We start from the raw sequence: 25,058 nt of genomic DNA on the forward strand, positions 1-25,058 counted from the left end.
GTTCAGTTCCCGAGAATGCCGGGCAGGCGCAAGCCCTTGTCCCGGGCGCAATCGAGGGCGATGTCGTAGCCGGCATCGGCGTGGCGCATGACGCCGGTCGCCGGGTCGTTCCAGAGCACCCGCTCGAGACGCTTGGCCGCATCGTCGGTGCCATCGGCGCAGATGACGACGCCCGAATGCTGGGAGAAGCCCATGCCGACGCCGCCGCCGTGATGCAGCGACACCCAGGTGGCGCCCGAGGCGGTGTTGAGCAAAGCGTTGAGCAACGGCCAGTCGGAGACGGCGTCCGAGCCGTCCTTCATCGCCTCGGTTTCGCGGTTCGGCGAAGCGACGGAGCCGGAGTCGAGGTGATCGCGGCCGATGACGATCGGAGCTGAAAGCTCGCCGTTCTTGACCATTTCATTGAAGGCCAGAGCCAGGCGGTGACGGTCGCCGAGACCGACCCAGCAGATGCGCGCCGGCAGGCCCTGGAAGGCGATACGCTCTCTGGCCATGTCGAGCCAGTTGTGCAGGTGGGTATTGCCGGGGGTCAGCTCCCTCACCTTGGCATCGGTCTTGTAGATATCCTCCGGGTCGCCTGACAGGGCGGCCCAGCGGAAGGGGCCGATGCCGCGGCAGAACAGCGGTCTTATATAGGCCGGCACGAAGCCGGGGAAGGCGAAGGCGTTTTCCAAGCCTTCTTCCTTGGCGACCTGGCGGATGTTGTTGCCGTAGTCGAGGGTCGGGATACCGGCGTTCCAGAAGGCGATCATCGCTTCGACATGCTCGCGCATCGAGGCGCGTGCGGCTTTTTCGACCGCCTTCGGATCGCTCTCGCGCTTGGCCTTCCATTCGGCCATCGTCCAGCCCTTCGGCAGGTAGCCGTTGATCGGGTCGTGCGCCGACGTCTGGTCGGTGACCATGTCGGGGCGGATGCCGCGGCGGACCATTTCCGGCAGGATTTCGGCGGCATTGCCGAGCAGCCCGACGGATTTTGCCTCGCCCGCCTTGGTCCAGCGGTCGATCATTTCGAGCGCTTCGTCGAGCGTCTCGGCCTTGGCGTCGAGATAGCGGGTGCGCAGGCGGAAATCGATCGAGTCGGGATTGCATTCGACGGCCAGGCAGCAGGCGCCGGCCATGACGGCAGCGAGCGGCTGGGCGCCGCCCATGCCGCCGAGGCCGCCGGTCAGGATCCATTTGCCCTTGAGATTGCCGCCATAATGCTGGCGGCCGGCCTCGACGAAGGTCTCGTAGGTGCCCTGCACGATGCCCTGGGTGCCGATATAGATCCACGAGCCGGCCGTCATCTGGCCGTACATGGCAAGGCCCTTCTTATCCAGCTCGTTGAAATGATCCCAGGTCGCCCAATGCGGCACGAGGTTAGAGTTGGCGATCAGCACCCGCGGCGCATCCTTGTGGGTGCGGAAGACGCCGACCGGCTTGCCGGATTGCACGAGCAGGGTTTCTTCTTCGGTCAACGTCTTCAGCGTCGCGACGATGCGATCGAAATCCTCCCAGGTGCGAGCGGCGCGGCCGATGCCGCCATAAACGACGAGCTCGTTCGGATTTTCCGCGACATCGGGATCGAGATTGTTCATCAGCATGCGTAGCGGCGCTTCGGTCATCCAGCTCTTGGCATTGAGCTCGTTGCCGCGGGGTGCGCGGATTTCGCGGATATTGTGGCGTGGATTGCTCATGGCGGTTCCCCTGTTCTCAGGTTTCAATCTTCAGCGTTTCAGGCCCGGTGCGATCTGTTCGATGCGCACCAGAATGTCTTTGAGATGGATGCCAAGCCGGTCCGCCCTAGCGGTGTCATAGGCAAACGGCGGCGTCTCGGTCTGCAGATGCGTCGATTGCGCGAGCTCCATCTGGATGGCGTGCACGCCGGTCTCGGGCCGGCCGTAGTGGCGGGTCGTCCAGCCGCCTTTGAAGCGGCCGTTGAGCACGCTGTCATGGCCATCGGCGGCTTCGACGACGGTGAGCGCCGCCTGCTCGATGGCGCCGTCGCAGGTCTTGCCCATATCGGTGCCGATGTTGAAATCCGGCAGCTTGCCTTCGAAGAGGAAGGGGATATGGGAGCGGATCGAGTGGCAATCATAGAGGATCGCTACGCCATGCATTGCTCTGATGCGCTCGATCTCGGCGGCAAGAGCGGCGTGATAAGGCGCATGAAAATCTCTGAGCCGTGCCGCGATATCGGCCTCGTCGGGCGCCTGCCCATCCTTCCAGATCGGCTTGCCGTCGAAATCCGTTTCCGGAACGAGGCCGGTGGTGTTCTGGCCGGGATAGAGGCTGACGCCGGCCGGATCGCGGTTGGCGTCGATCACGTAGCGGTGGAAGGTGGCGCGCACCGTCGAGGCGTCGGACAGCAGGCCGTCATAGAGCCGGTGGATGTGCCAGTCGGTATCGGCGAGGATCCGGCCATTGTCGTTGAGACGGTCGTAGATCGCCGGCGGGACGTCGGTGCCGGTATGAGGGAAGGCGAGGATGACGGGGGAGGTGCCCCGATGGATTTCGAAGACGGGGGTGCTCATGGGCAGAGCGCTCCGGCGTCTGGGGCATCACGCCCCTCTGTCCTGCCGGACCCGGGGTCGAGCCGCGGGTCTCGACCCGTCCTTCGGACCCCCACAAGGGGGGAGATCGGCAAGTAGATGAGACTTCCCCAAACAATCGATGTTGGAGCGAGCGGGTCTGCCCAGCCGATCTCCCCACCTGTGGGGGAGATGCCCGGCAGGGCAGAGGGGGGTACCAAGTGCACATACATCAAGATCAACCCTCCAAAACCGGCAAGATGCCATTCGAAACGGCGGCATTCAGCGCGCCCGTCGCCACCAGTTCAGCGGCGGCGGCGAGATCGCCCGCCATGTAGCGGTCGACGTCGAGGCTCGGCACCTGGCTGCGGATTGCGGCGATCGCCTTCAAAAGCTCTGGGCTCGTTGACAGCGGCGCACGCAGTTCGACGCCCTGGGCAGCGGTCAGCGCCTCGATGCCGATGATGGCGAACAGGTTCTCGGTCATGCCGAGCAGGCGGCGGGCGCCGTGGCAGGCCATCGAGACATGGTCTTCCTGATTGGCCGAAGTCGGCGTCGAATCGACCGAGGCCGGGTGCGACATCTGCTTGTTCTCGGACATCAGCGCTGCCGAGGTGACCTCGGCGATCATCAGGCCGGAATTCAGGCCCGGCTTCTTGGCGAGGAAGGCCGGCAGGCCGTAGGAGAGGGTGGGATCGACTAGCAGCGCGATGCGGCGTTGCGAGATGGCGCCGATTTCGCAGACGGCGAGCGCGATCTGGTCGGCGGCAAAGGCGACCGGTTCGGCGTGGAAATTGCCGCCTGAGACGACGGAATTGTCCGACAGCACCAGCGGATTATCGGTGACCGCGTTGGCTTCGATCTCCAGCGTGCGGGCGACCGAGCGCAAGAGATCGAGGCAGGCGCCGTCGACCTGCGGCTGGCAGCGGATGCAATAGGGATCCTGCACGCGCTCGTCGCCCTCGATATGGCTCTGGCGAATGACGGAGTTTTCGAGCAGGCCGCGAAGCGCGGCTGCGGTATCGATCTGGCCCTTATGGCCGCGCAGCGTATGGATATCGGCATGGAAGGGCGCCGAAGAGCCCATCGCCGCATCGGTCGACATGGCGCCGGTGATGAGCGCCGACTGCGCGGCGCGATGCGTACGGAAAAGGCCGGCGAGCGCCAGCGCCGTCGAAGTCTGCGTGCCGTTGATCAGCGCCAAGCCCTCCTTGGCGGCGAGAACGACTGGCTTCAGCCCGGCCCTCGCAAGGGCCTCGGCGCCCGACAGACGTTCGCCGGCGAAGAAGGCTTCGGCCTCGCCCATCATCACCGCGGCCATATGGGCGAGCGGCGCAAGATCGCCAGAGGCGCCGACCGAGCCCTTTTCCGGGATCAGCGGGATGACGCCCCTTTCGAGCATGCCTTCGATCAGCCGCACCAGCTCCAGCCGCACGCCGGAGGCGCCGCGGCCGAGCGAGACCAGCTTCAGCGCCATGATCAGCCGCACGATATTTTCCGGCAGTGGCGCGCCGACGCCGCAGCAATGCGAGAGGATGAGATTGCGCTGCAGCGTGGCGACGTCGGCGCTGTCGATCTTGATCGAGGCGAGTTTCCCGAAGCCGGTGTTGATGCCATAGACCGGCGCATTGCCGGCGGCGATCTCGGCGATGCGGGCGGCAGCCTTGGCGATGCCCACATCGAAGGAATGATCGAGCCTGGCCGGCTCACCCGTCCAGTAAATGATCTCCAGATCCTTGAGCGAGACGGAGCCCGGGTGGAGCGTAATGGTCATCGGCCGTTCCTTTCGCCCTTGAAGACGCGTGTATGAAGTGGGTTGAAGCCGATGCGGTAGACGAGCTCGGCGAGGCTCTCGACATCCCAGACGGCGAGATCGGCGGATTTGCCGGCTTCGAGCGTTCCGGTCTCGCCGATGAGGCCGAGCGCGCGGGCACCTTCGCGGGTGGCGCCGGCGATGCATTCCTCGACGGTCAGGCCGAACAGCGTCGCCGACATGTTCATGGTGAGCAGCATCGAGGTGAGCGGCGAGGTGCCGGGATTGCAATCGGTAGCGATCGCGATCGGCACGCCCGCTTGGCGCAGCGCTTCCACCGGCGGCTTCTGCTTCTCATGGATGGCGTAGAAGGCGCCGGGCAGCAGCACGGCGACAGTGCCGGCGGCAGCCATCGCGGCGATACCTTCCTCATCGAGATATTCGAGATGGTCACAGGAAAGCGCGCCATAGGCGGCCGCCAGCTTGGCGCCGCCGAGATTGGAGAGCTGTTCGGCATGCAGCTTGACCGGCAGGCCGAGCGCTTTGGCCTTGTCGAAGACGCGGGCGATCTCGCCAGTCGAAAAGGCGATGCCTTCGCAGAAGCCGTCGACGGCATCGGCAAGGCCGAGATTATACATGTCGTCGAGGCCGGGCAGCACGACATCGTCGAGATAATCGCCGTTGCGGCCCTTATAGTCGACAGGCGTCGCATGGGCGCCGAGATAGCTGGTGGCGACACGCACCGGCCTGACATGGCCGAGCAGGCGGGCGCTCTGCAGCATCTTCACTTCACCGCTGCGGTTGAGACCATAGCCTGATTTGATCTCGATCGTCGTTACGCCTTCAGCAAGCAGCGTATCGAGCCGCGGCAGCGCTGAGGCGACGAGTTCCTCGACCGACAGCGCATTGGTCGCCTGAACGGAGGAGACGATGCCGCCCCCGGCCCGCGCAATCTCTTCATAGGTCGCGCCTTCGAGGCGCATCTCGAATTCGCGGGCGCGATTGCCGCCGTGAACGATATGGGTGTGGCAGTCGACGAGGCCGGGCGTCACCCAGCGGCCTTCGAGGTCGATGATATCGGAATGTTCGATGGCGGAAGCCGGCAGCTCGCTTTCGGCGCCTGAAAAGGCGATGCGGCCATTTTCGATCAGCACGGCGCCCTTCTCGACGATGCCGAGCCCTTCCTTCTCAGGCGCGAGCGTCGCCAGGCGCGCATTGCGCCAGAGCGCCGGCCTGACCTCGGCGGATGGGTTACCTTCAGAAAAATTGTTCCCGGTCATCAGCTTTGCGCCTTTCCTTATGCCGAAACATGTATATACATAATAAGCAGGTGACAAGAGAAATTTTGCGCGCTCTTCTGGAAAAGAAAGATCGGCGGCGCGGCAGAAGGGGAGAAAAGGCCATGACCATACTTCACGCAGGTACAGCTCTGACGCCGCAAGGCTGGCAGAAGGATGTGCGGCTGACGCTGGAAGCCGGGCGCATCGCCCGGGTCGAGGCCGGTGTGTCCGCCGCGCCCGGCGATGAGCGCCATGCCCTGATCGTTCCGGCCATGGGCAACCTGCACAGCCATGCCTTCCAGCGGGCGATGGCCGGTCTTGCCGAGGTACGCGGTCCGGCAAACGACAGCTTCTGGAGCTGGCGCACGGTCATGTACAAATTCGCTTTGGCGATGACGCCTGGACATGTCGAGGCGGTCGCGGCCAAGCTCTATGCGGAAATGCTGGAGGCCGGCTTTTCCCGGGTCGGCGAGTTCCACTATCTCCATCATGACAGGGATGGCGGCGCTTATGCCAATATCGCCGAGCTTGCCGAACGCATCGGCGCTGCAAGTGAAGAGACCGGCATCGGCCTGACGCTTCTACCGGTCTTCTATGCCCATTCCGGCTTCGGCGGCGCTCAGCCGATCGACGGCCAGCGGCGCTTCATCAATTCGCTCGAAAGCTTCGAGAGGCTGATGGAGGGATGCCGCGGAGTGACCGGCCGGCTCGGCGGCGCCGAACTCGGGCTTGCGCCGCACAGCCTGCGCGCCGCAACCCCGGAGGAACTGGCGAAGCTCGTGCCGATGGCGGGCGACGGCCCGATCCATATTCATGTCGCCGAGCAGGTGAAGGAGGTCGAGGACTGCGTCGCCTGGTCGGGTGCCCGGCCGGTGCAGTGGCTACTCGATCATATGCCAGTGGATGAGCGCTGGTGCCTGATCCATGCAACGCACATGACCGACGACGAGACGCGGCGGATGGCGAAGAGCGGGGCGATTGCCGGCCTCTGCCCGATCACCGAGGCCAATCTCGGCGACGGCGCTTTCGCCGTGCCGCTCTTCCTCGAAGAGGGCGGGCGTTACGGCATCGGCTCGGACTCCAACGTGCTGATCTCCGTGCCGGAGGAGCTGCGCCAGCTCGAATATTCGCAGCGCCTGGCGCTGCGCGCCCGCAATGTCGTGGCCGCCCCCGGCGGTTCGACGGCGCTTTCGCTGTTCAACCAAGCGCTTGCCGGCGGCGGTGCGGCACTGAAAGCCCCGGCAGGTATCGCCGCAGGCCATCACGCCGATCTCGTTTCGCTCGATGCCACGGCCGTTCCCTATCTCTCCGGCGACCAGATCCTCGATCACTGGCTGTTTGCCGGCGGCATCTCCGTCGATTGCGTCTGGGCGCGCGGCCGCAAGCAGGTGGAGGGCGGTCGCCATCTCAAGCGTGACGCCATCGACCGTCGCTTCCTTGCTGCGATGGGCGAGTTGCTGGCCGCCTGAAAAGGAGCTTTTCACGGCTGGGTAGCGGCCCTGGAGCATTTCCATGTTTCCTCGTTTCGCGAAAATGCTCTATCCCGTTGTTTTCACGCAATTCCGGACGCAGAACGGCTTCACATATCTGCTGGAATTGCGCTAGATCGGAAAACCAATCGGAACGTGGCGATGAATCAAAGCAGGGATCCTACCTTGCATCAGCGCATCCTGGGCGACATCGAGGGCCGTATCGTCTCGGGCGAATGGCCGCCGGGGCATCGCATTCCCTTCGAGGTCGATCTCGCCACGCAGTATGACGTCTCGCGGATGACGGTGAACAAGGTGCTGACCCAGCTCGCCAAGGCTGGCCTCATCGAGCGTCGCAAGAAATCCGGCAGCTTCGTCACCCAGCCGCAGGCGCAATCGGCGGTTCTCGAAATCCACGACATCAAGGCCGAGGTGCAGTCGCTGAACCTGCCCTATTCCTACGCGGTGTCGAAGAAGACGAGCCGCAAGGCCAAGGCGGAAGACAGTCGCCGGCTGGAGCTGCCTCTGGCGTCCTCGGTCGTCGAGGTGGTCTGCATCCACAATGCCGGCGCGCGGCCTTTCTGTTTGGAGGAGCGGCTGATCAGCCTTGCGACCGTGCCGGAGGCGGCCGATGCCGACTTCCTGACGGTGGCGCCGGGGCCATGGCTGCTCAACCAGGTGCCGTGGAGCACCGCCGAACACCGGATCCACGCCGTCTCTGCCAGCGCCGAGGTGGCGGCGGCCCTCGACATCGCCCGCAACACCGCCTGCCTGGTGGTCGAGCGCCGCACCTGGAGCGGCGCCGGCCCGGTGACCCATGTGCGCTTCACCTATCCCGGCGATCGTCACGCGTTGGTGGCGCGGTTCACACCGGCGTCGCAATAATCATAGGTTCCATATACAACGTCGCGGGTGTTTTAGTCTTCGAACATCTTGCCGCTGCGTGCCTCGAGCCGGTAGCGATAGCCGGGATAGACGAGGCGGGCGGTCGAAACCACCTGTTTCGCCGACCATGTGCGCCGGCGGATCGTCAGGCACGGCTCGCTCTTGAGGATGGTCAGCAGCTTGCATTCCCAGGCCTGCGGCATCGCCGCCTCGACGACGTGCTCGGAGCCGCTGAGCGGGGCGGCGGCCGTCAGATAGGCGTTCGGTGTCAGGGTCGTGAAATCCTGCTCGAGATATTCGGGAGCGGCGTCCGGATTGACGAAGCGGTCCTCGATCTGCACCGGAACGCCGTTTTCGCTGTGGACGATCAGCGAGTGGAAAACAGCGGCGCCGATTGCCAGCTCCAAGGCGTCGGCGATCTCTGGAGAGGCGGTTTCCCGGGCCAGAACGACGACCGAGGCTTCATGGACATGGCCGCGTTCGGCGATTTCCTCAGCGATGTTGCGCACCTCGAACAGCGCCGAATAACCCTTGCGCTCGGCGACGAAGGAGCCGACGCCCTGGATGCGGACGAGTTCGCCTTCATTGGCAAGTTCGCGCAGCGCCCGGTTGGCGGTCATCTTGCTGACGCCGAGTTCGACGACCAGCTCGTTTTCCGACGGCACGCGGTATTTCGGCGGCCATTCGCCGCTGTGGATGCGGTCGAGGATCACCTGTTTGACGCCGGCGTAAAGCGGCGTGCTGTCATTTCCCGCCAAGTCGCGCTTCATCTCGCCGGAACGCTTCATTGCCTATTCCTTTTGCACGGATGCAATTTTCTACATAATCGACTTTCCTCTTGCATATCACAAAATATCTCATATGGTACCATATACAACCTCCCAATCGGTCCTTGAGACAAAAATAGGACGGAAAGGGCAAGCCGGCGGAGATCGGCGGTGCCGCAAGGTCTGTTTCAACTCCAGAGGAGAATTCATCAATGAAATTTAGCGCCATCCTGTTTTGCGGCGTCGCCGCCCTTTCCGCCTTTGCCGCTCCCGCCTTTGCCAAGGACTGGACGAAGGCGACCATTACGCTTGAAGGCGCCTATGCGCCGTGGAACCTCACCAATGCCGACGGCACGCTCGGCGGCTTCGAGCCGGAGCTTGCCAAGGTGCTGTGCGAGCGCGCCAAGATCGAATGCACGCTGGTTGCTTCCGATTGGGACGGCATGATCCCGGCGCTCAATGCCGGCAAGTTCGACGTCATCATGGATGCGCTGTCGATCACCGAGGAGCGCAAGCAGGTCATCGACTTCACCGTTCCCTATGCCGCCACCCCCGCCGCCTTCGCCACCGCCAAGGATAGCCCGCTGGCGAAAGCTGCCGGCACCGGCGCCACGATCAAGATGACGCCCGGCCAGACCGGCGTGAAGGAGATCGATGCGCTGAAGGAGGCCTTCAAGGGCAAGACGATCGGCATCCAGGCGGCGACCGTCTACGCCAAGTTCGTCTATGACAATTTCGGCGATATTGCCGAGATCCGCGAATACAAGACCGGCGCCGACCGCGACCTCGACCTGCAGAACGGCCGTATCGACCTCGGTTTCGACGACGCCGTCTATTTCGCCAATGCCTTCAAGAGCGCCAACGACACGCTCGATTTCACCGGTCCTGAGATCGTCGGCTCCATCTGGGGCGAGGGCGAAGGTCTCGGCATCCGCAAGGCCGATACCGATCTGCGCGACAAGTTCAACGTGGCGATCAAGTCGGCGCTTGCCGACGGCACGGTCAAGAACCTTTCGATGAAGTGGTTCAAGGTCGACGTCAGCCCGCAGCAGTAAGCGCTTCGGCCGTTTGGCCGCAGGCGCCGGTCTCCGGCTTTATCGCCGGAGACCGCGTGTTATTTTCAATCCAGAAAACACTGCCACGGACGGGGAACGGACGATATGGCAAGCTTGGAACTGCTTGGCTTCGGCTCGACGGGATGGGGCGCGCTGCTCATTATCGCCGCCTTGATGACGCTGGCCGTCACCGCGACGGCACTGGCGATCGGCGCGGTGCTGGGTGCGCTCGTCGCGGCTGCGAAGCTCTCCGGCAATCCTATCCTCGTCGCCCTCGGCAATGTCTATACGACCGTCTTTCGCGGCGTGCCGGAACTGCTGATCATCTATCTCATCTATTTCGGCGGCTCCTCGGCCGTCACCTCGATCGGCAAGGCGATGGGCTATGAGGGTTTTCTCGGCCTGCCTTCCTTTGCTGCCGGCGCGCTTGCCGTCGGCATCATCTCCGGCTCCTATCAGGCGGAGGTGTTCCGCGGCGCCTTCCTCGCCATCTCCAAGGGCGAGCTCGAAGCGGCCTCGGCGATCGGCATGCATCGCGCCATGCGCTTCCGCCGCATCATCATGCCGCAGGTGCTGCGGCTGGCCATCCCCGGTCTCGGCAATGTCTGGCAGCTCAGCCTCAAGGATTCGGCGCTGATTTCGGTCACCGGCCTTGCCGAGCTGATGCGCACCAGCCAGGTCGCGGCGGGTTCGACGCGGCAATATTTCCTGTTCTTCATCGCCGGCGGCTGCCTCTACCTGATCCTGACCAGCCTTTCCGACCGCATCTTCAACGGCGCCGAACGCCGCGCCAATCGCAGCATGCCGGCCTCCGCCATGGGCCAAGCGTAAGGAGGCGACGATGGATTTCACTTTTCTCGCTTCGACCATGGTGACGCTGCTGAAGGCGGTGCCGACGACGCTGATCCTGTTTTCGCTGTCGATCCTCTTCGGCGGCCTACTGGCGCTGGTCATCGTCACGATGCGGGTCAGCGGCAACCGCTATCTGTCGGGTTTCGCCAAGGGCTATATCTTCGTCTTTCGCGGCTCGCCGCTCCTGATCCAGATGTTCCTGGTGTTCTACGGCCTCGGCCAGTTCGGCGTCATCCGCTATTCCTTCCTCTGGCCGTTCCTGCGCGAGCCGATGGTCTGCGCCGTGCTGTCGCTGGCGCTCTGCACCGCCGGCTACACGGCGGAGATCTTCCGCGGCGGCATCCGCGCCGTTTCGCCGAAGGAGATCGAGGCGGCGCGCTCGATCGGCATGTCCGGCTTCCTGATGGTGCGCCGCATCCTGGCGCCGATCGCCTTCCGTCATGCACTGCCGGCCTATTCCACCGAGATCGTGCTGATGATGAAGTCGACGGCGCTCGCAAGCCTCGTCACCGTCTGGGAGGTCACCGGTGTCGCCCAGCGGCTGATCTCGCAGACCTACCGCACGATGGAGGTCTTCCTCTGCGCGGCGATCATCTATCTCGTGCTGAACTTCATCATCCTGCAGGGCATGGCCCTGCTCGAATATTCGCTGTCCCGACACCGCCGCGCGGCCCCGCAGCCGCTGAAGGCCTAGAACAGGATGATTTTAGGCCGGGTCGGCCTAAAATCTGAATCCTGTTCTACATTAAAGAGTTAGAGCATGATGTCGTCCGAAAACCGCTCACACTTTTCGGCATCATGCTCTAGGTCGAACCTGAACCGATTGGAGCAACCATGCCAGGCGTTACCCGACTTTCGGTCCGCAATATCCGCAAGAGCTTCGGCACGCATGAGGTGCTGCGCGGCATTTCCCTCGATGCCGAGGACGGCGATGTCATTTCGCTGCTCGGCGCCTCCGGCTCCGGCAAATCGACCTTTCTGCGCTGCATCAACATGCTCGAAACCGCCAGCGACGGCGAGATCTGGGTCGATGGCGAGCACATCGAGATGGTGCACAAGAACGGGCGGAGCAAACCGGCCAGCCAGAAGCAGGTGGATCATATCCGCTCCGAACTCGGCATGGTGTTCCAGTCCTTCAATCTCTGGTCCCACATGACGATCCTGCAGAACGTCATCGAAGGGCCGATCCATGTGCTGAAGCGGCCGCGCGCCGACTGCATCGCCGAGGCCGAGGCGCTGCTCGAAAAGGTCGGCATCGCAGACAAACGCCATGCCTATCCCGCCCATCTTTCCGGCGGCCAGCAGCAGCGTGCCGCAATCGCCCGCGCTTTGGCGATGAAGCCGAAGGTGATGCTCTTCGACGAGCCGACCTCGGCGCTCGATCCGGAACTCGTAGGCGAGGTGCTGCGCGTCATGCGCGCGCTTGCCGAGGAAGGCATGACCATGCTCGTCGTCACCCATGAGATGAGCTTTGCCCGCAACGTCTCCAACCGCGTCGTCTTCATGCGCGAGGGGCTGATCGAAAGCAGCGGCAAGCCGGACGAGATGTTCGGCGGCGGCGCGTCGCCGGCCTTCCGCCAGTTCATCGGCCATTTCGGAACAGGGCAATGACCATCACCATCGATAGGGTGCTGACCTGGCGCGACGTCGCGCGCGTCGGGGCAGGGGAGGCGCTTGCGCTGTCGCCGGCCGCCTGGGCGCGGGTCGAGCAGGCAAGCCGCATCGTCGCCAGCATCGTCGAGACCGGCGTGCGCGCCTATGGCGTCAACACAGGCGTCGGGGCGCTGGCCGATACCGTGGTCGACCGCGCCTCGCAGAGCCTGCTGTCGCGCAGCATCGTGCTCAGCCATGCCTGCGGCGTCGGGCCGCTGCTGGCCGGGCGCGAAGTGCGCGCCATCATCGCCGCGCAGATCGCCAATTTTGCCCATGGCCATTCCGGCGTGCGGCGCGAGATCGTCCAGCATCTCACAGCCTTGCTGGAGCATGACTGCATTCCCGACGTGCCGTCGAAAGGCTCGGCCGGTTATCTCACCCACAATGCCCATACCGCGCTCGTCCTGATCGGCGAAGGCAGCGCCACGTTGGGCGGCCGGCAGATGAGCGGCCGCGAGGCGCTGGCGGCGATAGGCCTCGAGCCGCTGGTGCTCGGCGCCAAGGAGGGCCTGAGCCTCGTCAACGGCACGGCCTGCGCAACGGGGCTGATGGCGACGGCGCTTTTGCGCGCCGAACGGCTGCTCGACTGGGCCGATGCCATCGCGGCGCTGACGCTGGAAGCGGCAGGCTGCCAGATCGCCGCCTTCGACGCGGCGGTGCTGAAGCTGCGCCCGTCCACCGGGATCGAAAAGGTCGGAGCGACGCTGCGCGCCCGCCTCCAGGGCAGCGGCCTCGTCGCCGCCGCCTTCGGCCGGCGCACCCAGGATGCCCTCAGCCTACGCTCGGTGCCGCATGCCCATGGCGCCGCCCGCGACGTTTTCGACAATTCCGCCCGCATTGCCGATCAGGAGCTTGCTTCCGTCACGGACAATCCGGCGGTGTCGGGCACGCCGGAGCAGCCCATCGTTTCTTCCGAGGCCCATGCCGTCGCCCCGGCGCTCGGGCAGGCGGCCGACAGTCTGGCCATTGCGCTGGCGCAGATCGGCGCGATCAGCGAGCGGCGCATGGACCGGTTGGTCAATCCGCTGGTGAGCGGCCTGCCGCCGTTCCTGGCGAGCGATGCCGGCAGCCATTCCGGCTTCATGATCGCCCAATATACCGCAGCCGCGCTCAGCAACGACAACCGCCGGCTTGCAGCACCCGCGGCCCTGGACGGCGGACTGACCTCCGGCCTGCAGGAGGATTTCCTCGCCCATCCGACAGCCGCCGCCGGCAAGCTGCTCGCGGTCATCGACAATGCCGAATATATCCTCGCGATCGAGCTGATGGCCGCGGCCCAGGCGCATGATTTCCTGGCGGCGACCGCGCCGCGGGCGGCGGGCACGGATATGGTCTACCAAGCCGTGCGCCAGCGCATCTCCCATTATGGCGACGAGCGGCCGCTGAACGGCGATATCGAGGTCGTGCGCAGTCTGATCCGCGAGACGGCGCCGCCACCGTTCAGCTGAGCAGGACAGGCGGTCAGAAAGGTTTGCTGGTCGCCGTATCCTGCTTGGCCGGTTCGCTGGCCTCGAGCCGCTTGAGGCACTGGGCGAAGGTGGGATAGAGCTGGTCCACCCGCGAAAGCGGCAGCGTCCAGTCGCCTTCGTCGCCGGCAAAGGTCAATTGCACGTCAGGCGTTCCAGCAAAGGAATTCTTGATGATCTTCTTCAGGCCGGCGCTGCCCTTGCTGCCTTTGGGCCAGAGACGAAGCGTGTTCTTGTCGAAGAATTCGGCGGCGACCACCTTGGTGATCGCCCGATCGGTCAGCGTCACCTCGGTCGTGGTGCCGGCCGGAATGTCCCAGGTGTTCTTCGAGACCAGCCAGAAGGTTTCGGTGGCGCTCTGACGGAATTCCATCGTCTTGCCCAACTCGCTGTTCCACAGCAGCCGGCAATAGGCAGGATGCTCGCCGGCAAAGCCGACCGACCATTGCCTTGCGTCGCCCATCCATTCGGTCTCGCCGAAGGCCGAGACCGGCGGCAGGACGGCTGCCATCAGAACCATCGCGGTCAGAATTTTCATCGCCGAAACCTCTCTAGGTCAATCGCTCCAGCGATAGCAAAAGAAGGTTGAGCTTTTGCTACCGAGCCGGCGGGAGGGGCAGCGGATGCCCTTATGAACGACCCTCAAATGTCGCAAGGTCTTGAATTTGCGGCCCACCTTGCCGATTTGGCGGGGAACGGCATGATTAGAAGGGAGTTCGAACTCAGGCATGAGCGAGGTTCAACGACGCGGATTTTGGGCGAGGTTCACCGCATATGAGCCGCTGACGCTGATCATGCTGGCATCCGTCGCCGGCGGGCTGTTCGTGTTGCAGCGGCTGACGAGCGAGGTGCTCGAAGGCGAGACCTTCCGCTTCGACGAGGCGATCCTGCTGGCGCTGCGACGGCCGGGCGAGCTTGGCGTGCCGATCGGCCCCGGCTGGCTGACGCATGCCGTCCGTGACATCACCAGTCTCGGCGGCGTCACCGTTCTCTCGCTGATGACGGTCCTCGTCACTGCCTATCTGTTGCTCGACCGGCGCTGGCCGATCGCGCTCTTCATCTTTTCCTCGGTACTATCAGGCTGGCTGGCGAGCGCGACGCTGAAGATCCTCGTCGCCCGGCCGCGCCCCGATATCGTCCCGCATCTGGTCGAGGTCAGCGATCTCAGCTTTCCCTCCGGGCACGCCATGGTCTCGGCGGTGACCTATCTGACGCTGGGCGCGCTCTTAGCCCGCACACAGCGTTACCCCTCGACGCGGATCTTCGTCATGGCCGCCGGCGTCTTCCTGGCCGTCATCATCGGTCTGAGCCGGATCTATCTCGGCGTCCACTACCCGACGGATGTCTTCGCCGGATGGTGCGCCGGGGCGCTCTGGGCGCTCGGCTGCTGGCTGATCTCGAAACGCTTCGTCCCGAGCAGAGCCCCGGGCGATGGCCTCGAAAACGGCAATGGCGACGGCGACTAGAACATGGGCTTAGAACGACTGTGGCGCCCGCATGGGGCGCCACAAGTGCTTGAGCGCTTAAGTGCGCGGCTTCAGATTTTCCGGGTCGTAAATCGGCTTGTAGCCGACGCCGACGACTTCCACCGGATAGGTCTCGGCAAAGTATTCGACATTCAGCTTGCGTCCGACCTGGCAATGCGACCAGGGCAAATAGGCCAGAGCGATGTTCTTGCCGACCGTCGGGCCGTAGGCGATCGAGGTCGTGTAGGAGCGGCGGCCGAGCTCGTCGACCAGGACCTCGCCGGTGGCGGGGTCGACGACCGGCAGGTTGCCGAGCGGATAACGCTTGACGCCCGACTTGTCGGTATTCTCGGTCATCACAAGCGTGCAGAGCATGGCCGGCTGGTGCTCGCGCGCCTTGTATTCGAGATGCTTCGCCTTGCCGCGGAAATCGGCCTCCTTGACCTTCGGACGGGCGAGATCGGCTTCGATCAGGTTGTACTGGGTCAGCAGGTCGGCGTTCTGCAGGCGCAGGCTCTTTTCCATGCGGCGCGAGTTTGCATAGGTTTCCACACCGAAGGCCATTACGCCGGTCGAGCGCAGCGCATCCCAGACGGCGAGGCCGTCTTCGTACTTCATATGCAATTCCCAGCCCTGCTCGCCGACATAGGAGATGCGGAAGGCGGTGACAGTTTTACCGGCGATTTCGATCGGCTTGATCGCTGCGAAAGCGAAGTTTTCCTGATCGAGCCCGGCCGGATCGGCCACGACCTTCTTCAGCGTCTCGCGGGCGTTCGGACCCCAGATGCCGACCGTCACGAATTTTTCCGAGACGTCGGTGATGGTGACGTCGAGGCCGCGGTCTTCGGCGACGCGCTTCATATAGTGCAGGTCGCGCGGGCCGGCATCGGCGCCGTTGACGAGACGGCAGCGGTCGGCCATGCGGAAGACGGTGAAGTCGGCGCGGACCATGCCTTCGTCGTCGAGGAAGTGGGTATAGACGCCCTTGCCGATGTTGGCATCGCCGCCGACCTTGGCGGCGCACAGCCATTCCATCAGCTCGACATGGTCGGGCCCCTCGATATCGACCATGTGGAAGTGGCTGAGATTGACGATGCCGCAATCCTCGCTCATCGCCAGATGCTCGGCATTCGACACGCGCCAGAAATGGCGGTTGTCCCATTCGTTCTCGCGAACCGGCACGCGATCGGCGTATTTCTCCAGCAGGTGCTCGTTGGCGGCATAGCCGTGCGCACGCTCCCAGCCGCCCAGCTCCATGAAGTAGCCACCCAGCTCCTTTTCGCGCTCGTAGAACGGCGAGCGCTTGGCGTTGCGGCCGGATAGATAGGGTTCGCGGGTGTGAACGGCCGGGAAATAGATCTTCTGAGCGGCTTCGTAGCAGCGGCCTTCGATGAATTCTTCCGTCAGCTGATGCGGATAGAAGCGGGCGTAGTCGATGCTGTTGTGATCGATTTCGGTACGGCCGTCGGTCATCCAGTCGGCGATCAGCTTGCCGTAGCCCGGGCCGTCCTTGACCCAGATGGCAACGCAATACCAGAGACCCCTGACCTTCTGGCTCTCGCCGCAGGACGCGCCGCCGCCGGCGGAAACCTGCAGCAGGCCGTTGAAGGAGTGGCCTTCGTTGTAGCCGAGTTCGCCGAGGATCGGCGTCAGTTCCATAGCGCGCTCGAGGGGCTCGATGATCTGTTCCATCTCGAGGTCGCGCTGTGAAGGCGAAAGGCGCGCCTCGTGTTTTTCGAGAAGCTCGCGCGGATGGCACATGCGCGGATTGGCGGCTTCGTAATAGCCCCACTCGATCTGGCCGCCTTCGGTCGTCGCCGGATCGCCGGTATCGCGCATATAGGCGGAGTTGCCCTGGTCGCGCAGCAGCGGGAAGCCGATTTCCTTGCCGGTGCCTTCGAACTCATTATAGGGACCGAAGAAGGTGAGCGGGTGGTCGACCGGCATGACCGGCAGGTCTTCGCCGACCATCTCGGCGATCAGGCGGCCCCAGAGGCCGGCGCAGACGATCACGTGGTCGGCCATAATAGTGCCGCGATGGGTGACGACGCCCTTGATGCGGCCGCCTTCGACGATCAGCGACTTGGCCGGCGTGTTGCCGAATACCTTGAGTTTGCCGGCCTTTTCGGCGGCATCGACCAGCTTGCCGGCAACGGTCTGCGAGCGCGGAATGACGAGGCCGGCATCCGGATCGTAAAGGCCGCCCATCACCTGATCTTCCTCGATCAGCGGGAACTTCTCCTTGATCTCGGACGGGCTGACATAATGGGCGCGGGTGCCGAAGGCGCGGGCCGAGGAGAGCTTGCGCTTGATCTCCTCCATCCAGGTATCGTCGCCGGTGCGCGCCACTTCCAGGCCGCCGATGCGGGCGTAATGGCCCATCTTCTCGTAGAAATCGATCGAATATTGCGTCGTCCAGACCGAGAGATAGTCGTGGCTGGTGGTGTAACAGAAGTCCGAGGCATGGGCTGTCGAGCCGATATCGGTCGGGATGCCCGACTTGTCGATGCCGACGATATCGTCCCATCCGCGCTCGACGAGATGATGCGCGATGGAGGCGCCGACGATACCGCCGAGGCCGATGATGACGACCTTTGCCTTTTCCGGAAATGCTGCCACGTGCTGTTCCTTCTACTGATCGGACGAACTAAAACTTTGCCAGCCGCCCTCGACTTGCGACGGGGGCATTATGCATCAGGCGGATGATCGCCATTGGTCCTACGCCGCCGAGGACCGGCGTGATTGCGCCAGCCGGGCTCGCCAGGCGCCATGAGATCACGGCGCTGAAATCGCCTGCAGCCGGTCGATATCCACCAGCACGATGTCGTCGGAAACCGGCTCGCGATTGTGCAGGCGGAACCAATCCATCGCTTCGCGCACGCGGTCCCCATGCGGGCCTGGATAGGCGCCAAGGCCGAGGACCCATTCGCGCACAGTCTCGCGTTCCATTCGCCCGGCCCGGTATCGGTCGCAGACGGTTTTCGCAGAGGCGACCAGATCATTGATGCTTTTCACGACGATTCCTCAGTGAACGGACGGTTCTTCATCGTCGAGAAAGGATCGAATACCATCGCGGGCGACAGTGGCGAGGAATTCGTCGAACGCTTCCCGGTCGGTGGCAAAGGGTTCGTCCCAGCGGATCAGATCCTCGGCCTGGGTGACGACTTCCATCGTCCAGTCTTCATTGCTGCCGGATGTGCGGAAGATATCGACGAGCACGGTGATCCCGTCATCGGTGAATTCTCCGGCCAGTTCCGAGTGTTCCAGCTTTTCTTTCTTTGTCATCAGTCAGCCACCCGCGCCGGGCGGCGCGTCGTTTTCGAGATATTCTTCATATTGAACCGTTTCGGTCTCGTTGGTGTCGATCGAATTTGCGCGTTTGGCAAGGCGCACACCGGCCCCTCCACCGTTTTCCGGGATGAAAACGACGCCGCCTGCCTCCAGGGCCTGCTTCATATCCTGAAGGGTTCGGTCATAGGGCGAGCGTTTGCCCGCCTCGAAATTGGCGATCGTCGCCTTGGCGACGTTGGCGGCCGAGGAGAGGTCGTCCTGTGACCAGGCGAGGAGGGCGCGTGCGGCGCGGCATTGAGCGGAAGACAGGTCCGTCATGATAGCCTTGCGTCGAAAGTGTCGTGGGACGGATTATATAAAAAATGCAATCTTGCACAAGCGGTGATGAGAGCGTCATCGCGTGCCGAAGTTCGATTTGCGCCGAAGGCTGCCCCTCACCCTAACCCTCTCCCCGTTCTGACGGGGAGAGGGGACGTGCCACGCGAGACGCTGGAGAGAGACGGAAAGGTCGCGGCTTGCCCCCTTCGCCCCGTTTACGGGGAGAAGGTGCCGGCAGGCGGATGAGGGGCGTGGTGTCAGCATTTTGTCGGGGCCACGTGTTACTCCCCCCGCATTCTTTCGACCCTTAATACTTCAGATTCATCCCCTGAAAGGCAAGGTTGATTGACTGAATATTATTAAAGCCTAATTTTGCAGTCCCTTAATCACGCACTCGGGAGGAAACAATGCGTGAGCCAGATATGCAGAAACTCGATGCGCTCGTCGGCCGGCTGGTCGGTGATGTCGGCGCCGCCATGTCGGGCGCCTTGGTCGTGCTGGGCGACAAGGTGGGAATTTTCAAGGCGATGGCCGATGGGACGCCGATGAACGTCCAGCAGCTTTCCGCAAAAACCGGGGTGAAGGAGCGTTACCTCCGGGAGTGGCTGAGCGCCCAGGCGGCGGCTGATTATATTGTCTATGACGAAAAGACCGATCGTTTCAGCCTGACGCCGGAGCAGGCGATGGTTTTTGCCGAAGAAAACAGCCCGGCCTTCTTCGTCGGCGCCTTCGAGGTCGTGCAATCCATGTGGATGGACGAGCCGAAGGTCACTGATGCCTTCCGCACCGGCGAGGGGCTCGGCTGGCATGAGCACAGCACCTGCCTGTTCCGGGGCACCGAGCGCTTCTTCCGTCCCGGCTATAACAGCCATCTCGTCGCCGAATGGATCCCGGCGCTGGCCGGGGTGGAAGACAAGCTCAAGGCCGGCGCCAAGGTCGCCGATGTCGGCTGCGGCCATGGCGCCTCGACCATCCTGATGGCGCAGGCCTATCCCGCCTCCCATTTTACCGGCTTCGATTACCACGGCCCGTCGATCGAAAAAGCCAAGGCCGCCGCCGAGGATGCCGGCGTTGCCGACCGTGTAACCTTCGAGCAGAGCCGGGCGGCGGAATTTCCGGGGCGCGGCTATGATATGGTCGCCATGTTCGACTGCCTGCATGATATGGGCGATCCTGTTGGCGCCGGCCAGCATGTCAAGGAAACGCTTGGGCCGAACGGCACCTGGCTGATCGTCGAACCCTTTGCCCATGACCATCTCAAGGACAATCTCAACCCCGTCGGCCGCGTCTATTACGGCGCCTCGACGATGATCTGCACGCCGGCCTCGCTCTCCCAGGAGGTCGGGCTCGGGCTCGGCGCCCAGGCGGGGGAAATGAAGCTTCGCAAGGTGGCGCTCGACGCCGGCTTCACCCATTTCCGCCGCGCCACCGAAACCCCGTTCAACATGGTGTTCGAGGTGCGGGCCTGAGATGACCCCGGCCGGCGGCTATTTCAGCTTGCCGATGCTGGCATACATGCCGGTGGTGCGGAATTCCGTCGGGTTGGTGCCGTAGACCCGGCGGAAGACCTTGGAGAAATAGTTCGGATCCTCGAAGCCGCACATGATGGCGACTTCCTTGACCGGCAGGAAATCCGCCTTGGTCAGCAGCTTGACGGCGCGCTGCAGCCGCTGCTGCAGCACGAATTCGGCCGGCGGCATGCCCTCGCTCTCGGCGAAGCTGCGGGAGAAATGCGCCCGGCTGAGGCCGACGATGCCGGCGAGTTCGCTGACCGGCAGCGGCTTTTCGAGATTGGCGTTGATATGGTCGATCACCGGCTGCATCAGGCTGAGCTCGGCGGCAAAGGCCGGCGAGCCGAAAACGTCGTCATAAAGCGCCATCGCCGCTTCATAGGCGATCGCCGAGGCCGCCCCCGGCGAGGTCGCGCCGGTGACGAGGCGCAGGCTGCAATCGGCGAGATGATCGATGGTCGAGGGCTGCAGTTTCAGCACCGGGCCGGCCGTCGACAGCACCAGCTGGTGAATGCGCAGCGTCTCCTCGCCATTCATCGAAATCCAGAAATATTCCCAGCGGTCGCCTTTCTCCAGCCAGTAGCGATGATTGTGCGGCACGAGCACCAGCAGCGTATCGCCGCCCTGAAGCCGATAATTGCGGTTCTGGTAGCGCAGCCGGCCGCTGCCGCTGATCGTGTGCTGCAGCACGGTGAAGGGCGTCTGGCCGCGCCTGCGGCCATCCCAGTCATAGGGTTCGTTCTCGCGCACTTCATAGCCGGAGCTCGTCGGCATGGCATGCAATCGCTGGCGGCCGCGGGGCAGCGAAACCGTCCTCATCGACTGTCCGTTGGCAATCAAATTCTGCAGCACAAAATTACCCCTGAAAGCATAATCCTTCTCTGGTCGGCTTGCCGATTTCGGGCATAATCCCGCTCGACAAACAGGGAAGAGTCCACGGCCGAAAGAGCGGCCGGGAGGAAAACAGACAGTTTTTCGGCTTTTTCAACCGCATGCGCTAGCATGCGGCTTGATCCTTCATGGCCGTCTTTTCTGTAGCATTCGATTGGGTCGAGGTGAAGATCATGAGTTTCAAAATCGCTATCATCGGTGCGGGCAGCGTTGGTTTCACCAAGAAGCTGTTTACCGACATTTTGTGCGTTCCGGAGTTTCGCGACGTCGAATTCGCGCTGACCGATCTCAGCGAACATAATCTGGAGATGATCAAGGCGATCCTCGACCGGATCGTCGAGGCGAACGGATTGCCGACCAAGGTGACGGCGACGACCGACCGGCGCCAGGCACTGACCGGCGCGCGCTACATCATCAGCTGCGTGCGCGTCGGCGGCCTTGAGGCCTATGCCGACGATATCAGGATCCCGCTGAAATACGGCATCGACCAGTGCGTCGGCGATACGATCTGCGCCGGCGGCATTCTCTACGGCCAGCGCAACATCCCTGTGATCCTCGACTTCTGCAAGGATATCAGAGAGGTCGCCGAGCCGGGCGCGAAATTCCTGAACTATGCCAACCCGATGGCGATGAACACCTGGGCGGCGATCGAATACGGCAAGGTCGATACCGTCGGCCTCTGCCACGGCGTCCAGCACGGCGCCGAACAGATCGCCGAGGTGCTCGGCGCCAAGTCGCTGGGTGAGCTCGATTATATCTGCTCCGGCATCAACCATCAGACCTGGTTCATTGACCTGCGCCTCAACGGCCGCAAGATCGGCAAGGACGAACTGGTGGCCGCCTTCGAGGCGCATCCGGTCTATTCGCAACAGGAGAAACTGCGCATCGACGTGCTGAAGCGTTTCGGCGTCTATTCCACCGAGAGCAACGGCCACCTTTCGGAATACCTGCCCTGGTACCGCAAGCGGCCGGAGGAAATCACCCGCTGGATCGACATGTCCGACTGGATCCACGGCGAAACCGGCGGCTATCTCCGCCATTCCACCGAAACCCGCAACTGGTTCGAGACCGAATTCCCGCAATTCCTGGAATCCGCCTCAAAGCCGATCGACCCTGCCAAGCGCTCGAACGAACATGCGAGCCACATCCTCGAGGGGCTGGAGACGAACCGGGTCTATCGCGGCCATTTCAACGTCAAGAACAACGGCGTCATCACCAACCTGCCGGCCGATGCGATCATCGAATCGCCCGGCTTCGTCGACCGTTTCGGCATCAACATGGTCTCCGGCGTCACCCTGCCGGAGGCCTGCGCGGCCACCTGCATCGCCTCGATCAACGTCCAGCGCATGTCGGTGCATGCGGCGGTCACAGGCGACATCGACCTTCTGAAGCTCGCCGTGCTGCACGATCCGCTGGTCGGCGCCGTCTCGACGCCCGAGGAGGTCTGGCAGATGGTCGACGAGATGGTCGTTGCCCAGGCGCGCTGGCTGCCGCAATATGCCGATGCCGTGCCGGCCGCCAAGGAGCGGCTGTCGAAATCCAAGGTGCAGACCCGCGACTGGGCGGGCGCCGCACGCCGCAGCGTCCGCTCGATCGAAGAGCTGCGCGCGGAAAAGGCGGCGCTAAAACAGGCCGTCTGACTTTTCGTGAAGGCTGGTCGTCATGGGTTTCCGGGAGGGAGATCCATGACATCGGGCCCGCCTTCATATCGTTCGAGGAGAAGAGAGCCGCGTGACCCGCGCTCCGGAACAAAAGGGAGAAACGATGATGAATTTCCGCAAAGCAAGCATTCTGGCCGGACTGGCGCTCGGCGTCTCGGTCCTGGCGGTGAATGCCTATGCCTCAGAGGCAACCGTGCCGCCGGTGCCGCCGGAATTCCCGGCCGAGGGCAAGATCAACTATGTGGCGCGCGACTCCATTCTGGAGTTCAAGGCGCTGCCGGAATATCACGAACCCGACTGGGTCACGAAGAATTTCGTCTCCGCCGGCAAGCTGCCGCCGGTCAAGGACCGTCTGCCGAAGGAGCCGATGGTCTTCAAAACCGGCAACATGCCCGACGGCATCGGCGTCTACGGCGATACGATGCGCCACGTCATCGGCGGCCGGCCGGAAGGCTGGAACTATGGCGCCGGCCAGACGCAGGGCTGGGGCGGTATCGATATCGGCCTTTCCGAATGCCTGACGCGCACCGCGCCGCTGTTCCAGGTGAAAGCCCAGGACACCGAGCCGCTGCCGAACCTGGCCAAGAGCTGGGATTGGTCCGCCGACGGCCACAAGCTGACCATGCACCTGGTCGAAGGCGCCAAGTGGTCTGACGGTGCGCCGTTCAATGCCGACGACATCATGTTCTACTGGGATGACGAAGTCATCGATCCGAACGTCTCGCCGCTCGGCGGCGGCGCCTCGCCGGAGGCTTTCGGCGTCGGCACGACGCTGAAGAAGATCGACGATTACACCGTCGAATGGACCTTCAAGGAGGCCTTCCCGAAGCAATATCTCTACACGATGTCCTACCCGAACTTCTGCCCGGGTCCGTCGCATATCCTGAAACCCCAGCATCCGAAATATTCGAAGAACACCTACGACCAGTTCAAGAACGCCTTCCCGCCGGAATACATGAACATGCCGGTGATGGGCGCCTGGGTGCCAGTCGAATATCGCTCCGACGATATCATCGTACTGCGCCGCAACCCCTATTACTGGAAGGTCGACGAGAAGGGCAATCAGCTGCCTTACCTCAATGAGCTGCACTACAAGCTCTCGACCTGGGCCGACCGCGACGTGCAGGCGGTGGCGGGATCCGCCGACATTTCCAACCTCGAGCAGCCGGAAAACTTCGTCGCCTCGCTGAAGCGTGCCGCCGAGAAGACGGCACCCGCCCGCCTGGCCTTCGGCCCGCGCCTCATCGGCTATAACCTGCGCATGAACTTTTCCGCCAACGGCTGGGGCAGCCCGGACGAGCGCGGCCAGGCGATCCGCGAACTGAACCGCAACGAGGACTTCCGCAAGGCCGTCACCATGGCGCTCGACCGCAAGGCGATCGGCGACTCGCTGGTCAAGGGGCCGTTCACGGCGATCTATCCGGGTGGGCTTTCATCCGGCACCAGCTTCTACGACCGCAACTCCACCGTCTACTATCCCTTCGATCTCAAGGGCGCCAAGGCGGAACTCGCCAAGGCAGGGCTGAAGGATACCGACGGCGACGGCATCGTCAACTTCCCGGCCGGCACGGCCGGCGGCAAGAATGTCGAAATCGTCATGCTGATCAACAATCAGTACACGACCGACAAGAGCCTTGCCGAAGGTGTCGTCGGCCAGATGGAGAAGCTCGGGCTGAAGATCGTCCTCAATGCGCTCGACGGCGCCAAGCGTGACGATGCGCATTATGCCGGCCGCTTCGACTGGCTGATCCAGCGCAACACGACGGAACTGTCGTCGGTGGTGCAGAATACCGAGCAGCTCGCCCCCGTCGGCCCGCGCACCAGCTGGCAACATCGCGCCGGCAAGGACGACAAGCTCGATCTGATGCCCTTCGAAAACGAGCTTGTCGACGTCGTCAACAAGTTCACGACAAGCCAGAGCAACGACGAGCGCGTCGATCTGATGAAGCAATATCAGAAGATCTCGACCGAGCACGTCAACACGGTGGGCCTGACCGAATATCCGGGCGCGCTGATCATCAACAAGCGGTTCTCGAACGTGCCGCAGGGCACCCCGATCTTCATGTTCAACTGGGCTGAAGATTCGGTCATCCGCGAACGCCTGTGGGTGGCCGCCGACAAGCAGGGCAAATATGAGCTGTTCCCCGAGCAGCTGCCCGGCAAGCCCGGCGACAAGGGTCCGATCAACTGATCGGTGTCATCAGGACAAAGAGCTGAGCGCGTCGCATCC

General features: G+C 63.4%; 22 protein-coding genes. 11 read left to right on the forward strand and 11 right to left on the reverse strand.

The window, feature by feature from the left end:
• Positions 1 to 2: 2 nt before the first annotated feature.
• The 4 genes from hutU to hutI form a co-directional block, all read right to left on the reverse strand.
• The gene (hutU, locus tag QMO80_RS26565; protein WP_283200876.1) at positions 3 to 1,676 is read right to left on the reverse strand and encodes a urocanate hydratase; all 1,674 of its coding nucleotides are present in this window, start codon (positions 1,674 to 1,676) and stop codon (positions 3 to 5) included.
• Positions 1,677 to 1,706: 30 nt separating this feature from the next.
• Positions 1,707 to 2,513 (reverse strand): N-formylglutamate deformylase, encoded by an 807-nt coding sequence (gene hutG / locus QMO80_RS26570; RefSeq protein ID WP_283200877.1) that lies wholly within the window; start codon positions 2,511 to 2,513, stop codon positions 1,707 to 1,709.
• A gap of 235 nt (positions 2,514 to 2,748) precedes the next feature.
• Positions 2,749 to 4,284, reverse strand: coding sequence for a histidine ammonia-lyase (hutH, locus tag QMO80_RS26575; protein ID WP_283200878.1), 1,536 nt, complete (start codon positions 4,282 to 4,284; stop codon positions 2,749 to 2,751).
• Entirely contained in the window at positions 4,281 to 5,543 is a 1,263-nt protein-coding gene (hutI, locus tag QMO80_RS26580) for an imidazolonepropionase (protein WP_283200879.1), read from the reverse strand. Before hutI ends, hutH (QMO80_RS26575) begins: the two co-directional genes overlap by 4 nt.
• Before the next feature lie 122 nt (positions 5,544 to 5,665).
• Between hutI and QMO80_RS26585 the strand changes: the two genes are divergently transcribed.
• Positions 5,666 to 7,012 (forward strand): formimidoylglutamate deiminase, encoded by a 1,347-nt coding sequence (locus tag QMO80_RS26585; RefSeq protein ID WP_283200880.1) that lies wholly within the window; start codon positions 5,666 to 5,668, stop codon positions 7,010 to 7,012.
• Positions 7,013 to 7,174: 162 nt separating this feature from the next.
• A complete protein-coding gene (gene hutC, locus QMO80_RS26590; RefSeq protein ID WP_064808163.1) occupies positions 7,175 to 7,897 on the forward strand; it encodes a histidine utilization repressor in 723 nt (240 codons plus the stop codon).
• A 32-nt stretch (positions 7,898 to 7,929) separates the two neighbouring features.
• Here the strand turns inward: hutC (QMO80_RS26590) and hutC (QMO80_RS26595) are convergent, their stop codons facing one another.
• Entirely contained in the window at positions 7,930 to 8,685 is a 756-nt protein-coding gene (hutC, locus tag QMO80_RS26595; RefSeq protein ID WP_283200881.1) for a histidine utilization repressor, read from the reverse strand.
• A gap of 191 nt (positions 8,686 to 8,876) precedes the next feature.
• On the opposite strand from hutC (QMO80_RS26595), the gene QMO80_RS26600 reads away from it, so the two are divergent.
• From QMO80_RS26600 to hutH (QMO80_RS26620), 5 genes are all read left to right on the forward strand, one after another.
• Positions 8,877 to 9,719 carry a transporter substrate-binding domain-containing protein gene (locus tag QMO80_RS26600; protein WP_283200882.1) on the forward strand — a complete coding sequence of 281 codons (843 nt, stop codon included), beginning with the start codon at positions 8,877 to 8,879 and terminating at the stop codon, positions 9,717 to 9,719.
• 105 nt (positions 9,720 to 9,824) lie between these two features.
• Entirely contained in the window at positions 9,825 to 10,550 is a 726-nt protein-coding gene (locus QMO80_RS26605; RefSeq protein WP_283200883.1) for an ABC transporter permease, read from the forward strand.
• A 10-nt stretch (positions 10,551 to 10,560) separates the two neighbouring features.
• Entirely contained in the window at positions 10,561 to 11,265 is a 705-nt protein-coding gene (locus QMO80_RS26610) for an ABC transporter permease (RefSeq protein ID WP_040140927.1), read from the forward strand.
• 140 nt (positions 11,266 to 11,405) lie between these two features.
• Positions 11,406 to 12,182, forward strand: a complete 777-nt coding sequence (locus QMO80_RS26615) for an ABC transporter ATP-binding protein (protein ID WP_283200884.1) — start codon at positions 11,406 to 11,408, stop codon at positions 12,180 to 12,182.
• Complete coding sequence (gene hutH, locus QMO80_RS26620) at positions 12,179 to 13,672, forward strand: histidine ammonia-lyase (protein ID WP_283200885.1); 1,494 nt, start codon at positions 12,179 to 12,181, stop codon at positions 13,670 to 13,672. The genes QMO80_RS26615 and hutH (QMO80_RS26620) overlap by 4 nt, the downstream gene beginning before the upstream one ends.
• 13 nt (positions 13,673 to 13,685) lie before the next feature.
• On the opposite strand, the gene QMO80_RS26625 is transcribed toward hutH (QMO80_RS26620), so the two are convergent.
• Positions 13,686 to 14,228 carry a hypothetical protein gene (locus QMO80_RS26625; protein ID WP_283200886.1) on the reverse strand — a complete coding sequence of 181 codons (543 nt, stop codon included), beginning with the start codon at positions 14,226 to 14,228 and terminating at the stop codon, positions 13,686 to 13,688.
• A 190-nt stretch (positions 14,229 to 14,418) separates the two neighbouring features.
• Here QMO80_RS26625 and QMO80_RS26630 point away from each other — a divergent pair, with 190 nt between their 5' ends.
• Entirely contained in the window at positions 14,419 to 15,156 is a 738-nt protein-coding gene (locus QMO80_RS26630) for a phosphatase PAP2 family protein (protein WP_283200887.1), read from the forward strand.
• Positions 15,157 to 15,213: 57 nt separating this feature from the next.
• Here the strand turns inward: QMO80_RS26630 and QMO80_RS26635 are convergent, their stop codons facing one another.
• The 4 genes from QMO80_RS26635 to QMO80_RS26655 form a co-directional block, all read right to left on the reverse strand.
• Positions 15,214 to 17,775 carry an FAD-dependent oxidoreductase gene (locus QMO80_RS26635; protein WP_283200888.1) on the reverse strand — a complete coding sequence of 854 codons (2,562 nt, stop codon included), beginning with the start codon at positions 17,773 to 17,775 and terminating at the stop codon, positions 15,214 to 15,216.
• Between the two features lie 156 nt (positions 17,776 to 17,931).
• Positions 17,932 to 18,171, reverse strand: a complete 240-nt coding sequence (locus QMO80_RS26645; RefSeq protein WP_097625540.1) for a hypothetical protein — start codon at positions 18,169 to 18,171, stop codon at positions 17,932 to 17,934.
• Between the two features lie 9 nt (positions 18,172 to 18,180).
• Positions 18,181 to 18,441, reverse strand: coding sequence for a hypothetical protein (locus QMO80_RS26650; RefSeq protein ID WP_088940643.1), 261 nt, complete (start codon positions 18,439 to 18,441; stop codon positions 18,181 to 18,183).
• A 3-nt stretch (positions 18,442 to 18,444) separates the two neighbouring features.
• A complete protein-coding gene (locus QMO80_RS26655; protein WP_064843132.1) occupies positions 18,445 to 18,765 on the reverse strand; it encodes a helix-turn-helix transcriptional regulator in 321 nt (106 codons plus the stop codon).
• A 407-nt stretch (positions 18,766 to 19,172) separates the two neighbouring features.
• Between QMO80_RS26655 and QMO80_RS26660 the strand changes: the two genes are divergently transcribed.
• Positions 19,173 to 20,234, forward strand: a complete 1,062-nt coding sequence (locus QMO80_RS26660; protein ID WP_283200890.1) for a class I SAM-dependent methyltransferase — start codon at positions 19,173 to 19,175, stop codon at positions 20,232 to 20,234.
• Positions 20,235 to 20,252: 18 nt separating this feature from the next.
• Here QMO80_RS26660 and QMO80_RS26665 read toward each other — a convergent pair whose 3' ends face one another.
• Complete coding sequence (locus QMO80_RS26665; protein ID WP_283201233.1) at positions 20,253 to 21,095, reverse strand: AraC family transcriptional regulator; 843 nt, start codon at positions 21,093 to 21,095, stop codon at positions 20,253 to 20,255.
• Positions 21,096 to 21,340: 245 nt separating this feature from the next.
• On the opposite strand from QMO80_RS26665, the gene QMO80_RS26670 reads away from it, so the two are divergent.
• Together QMO80_RS26670 and QMO80_RS26675 are read left to right on the forward strand one after the other, a co-directional pair.
• Positions 21,341 to 22,807, forward strand: a complete 1,467-nt coding sequence (locus QMO80_RS26670; protein WP_116276666.1) for an alpha-glucosidase/alpha-galactosidase — start codon at positions 21,341 to 21,343, stop codon at positions 22,805 to 22,807.
• A gap of 124 nt (positions 22,808 to 22,931) precedes the next feature.
• Positions 22,932 to 25,019 carry an ABC transporter substrate-binding protein gene (locus QMO80_RS26675; protein WP_283200891.1) on the forward strand — a complete coding sequence of 696 codons (2,088 nt, stop codon included), beginning with the start codon at positions 22,932 to 22,934 and terminating at the stop codon, positions 25,017 to 25,019.
• Positions 25,020 to 25,058 lie beyond the last annotated feature (39 nt).

Origin of the sequence: Rhizobium sp. BT03 (genome assembly GCF_030053155.1) — a bacterium.
Lineage (GTDB): Bacteria > Pseudomonadota > Alphaproteobacteria > Rhizobiales > Rhizobiaceae > Rhizobium.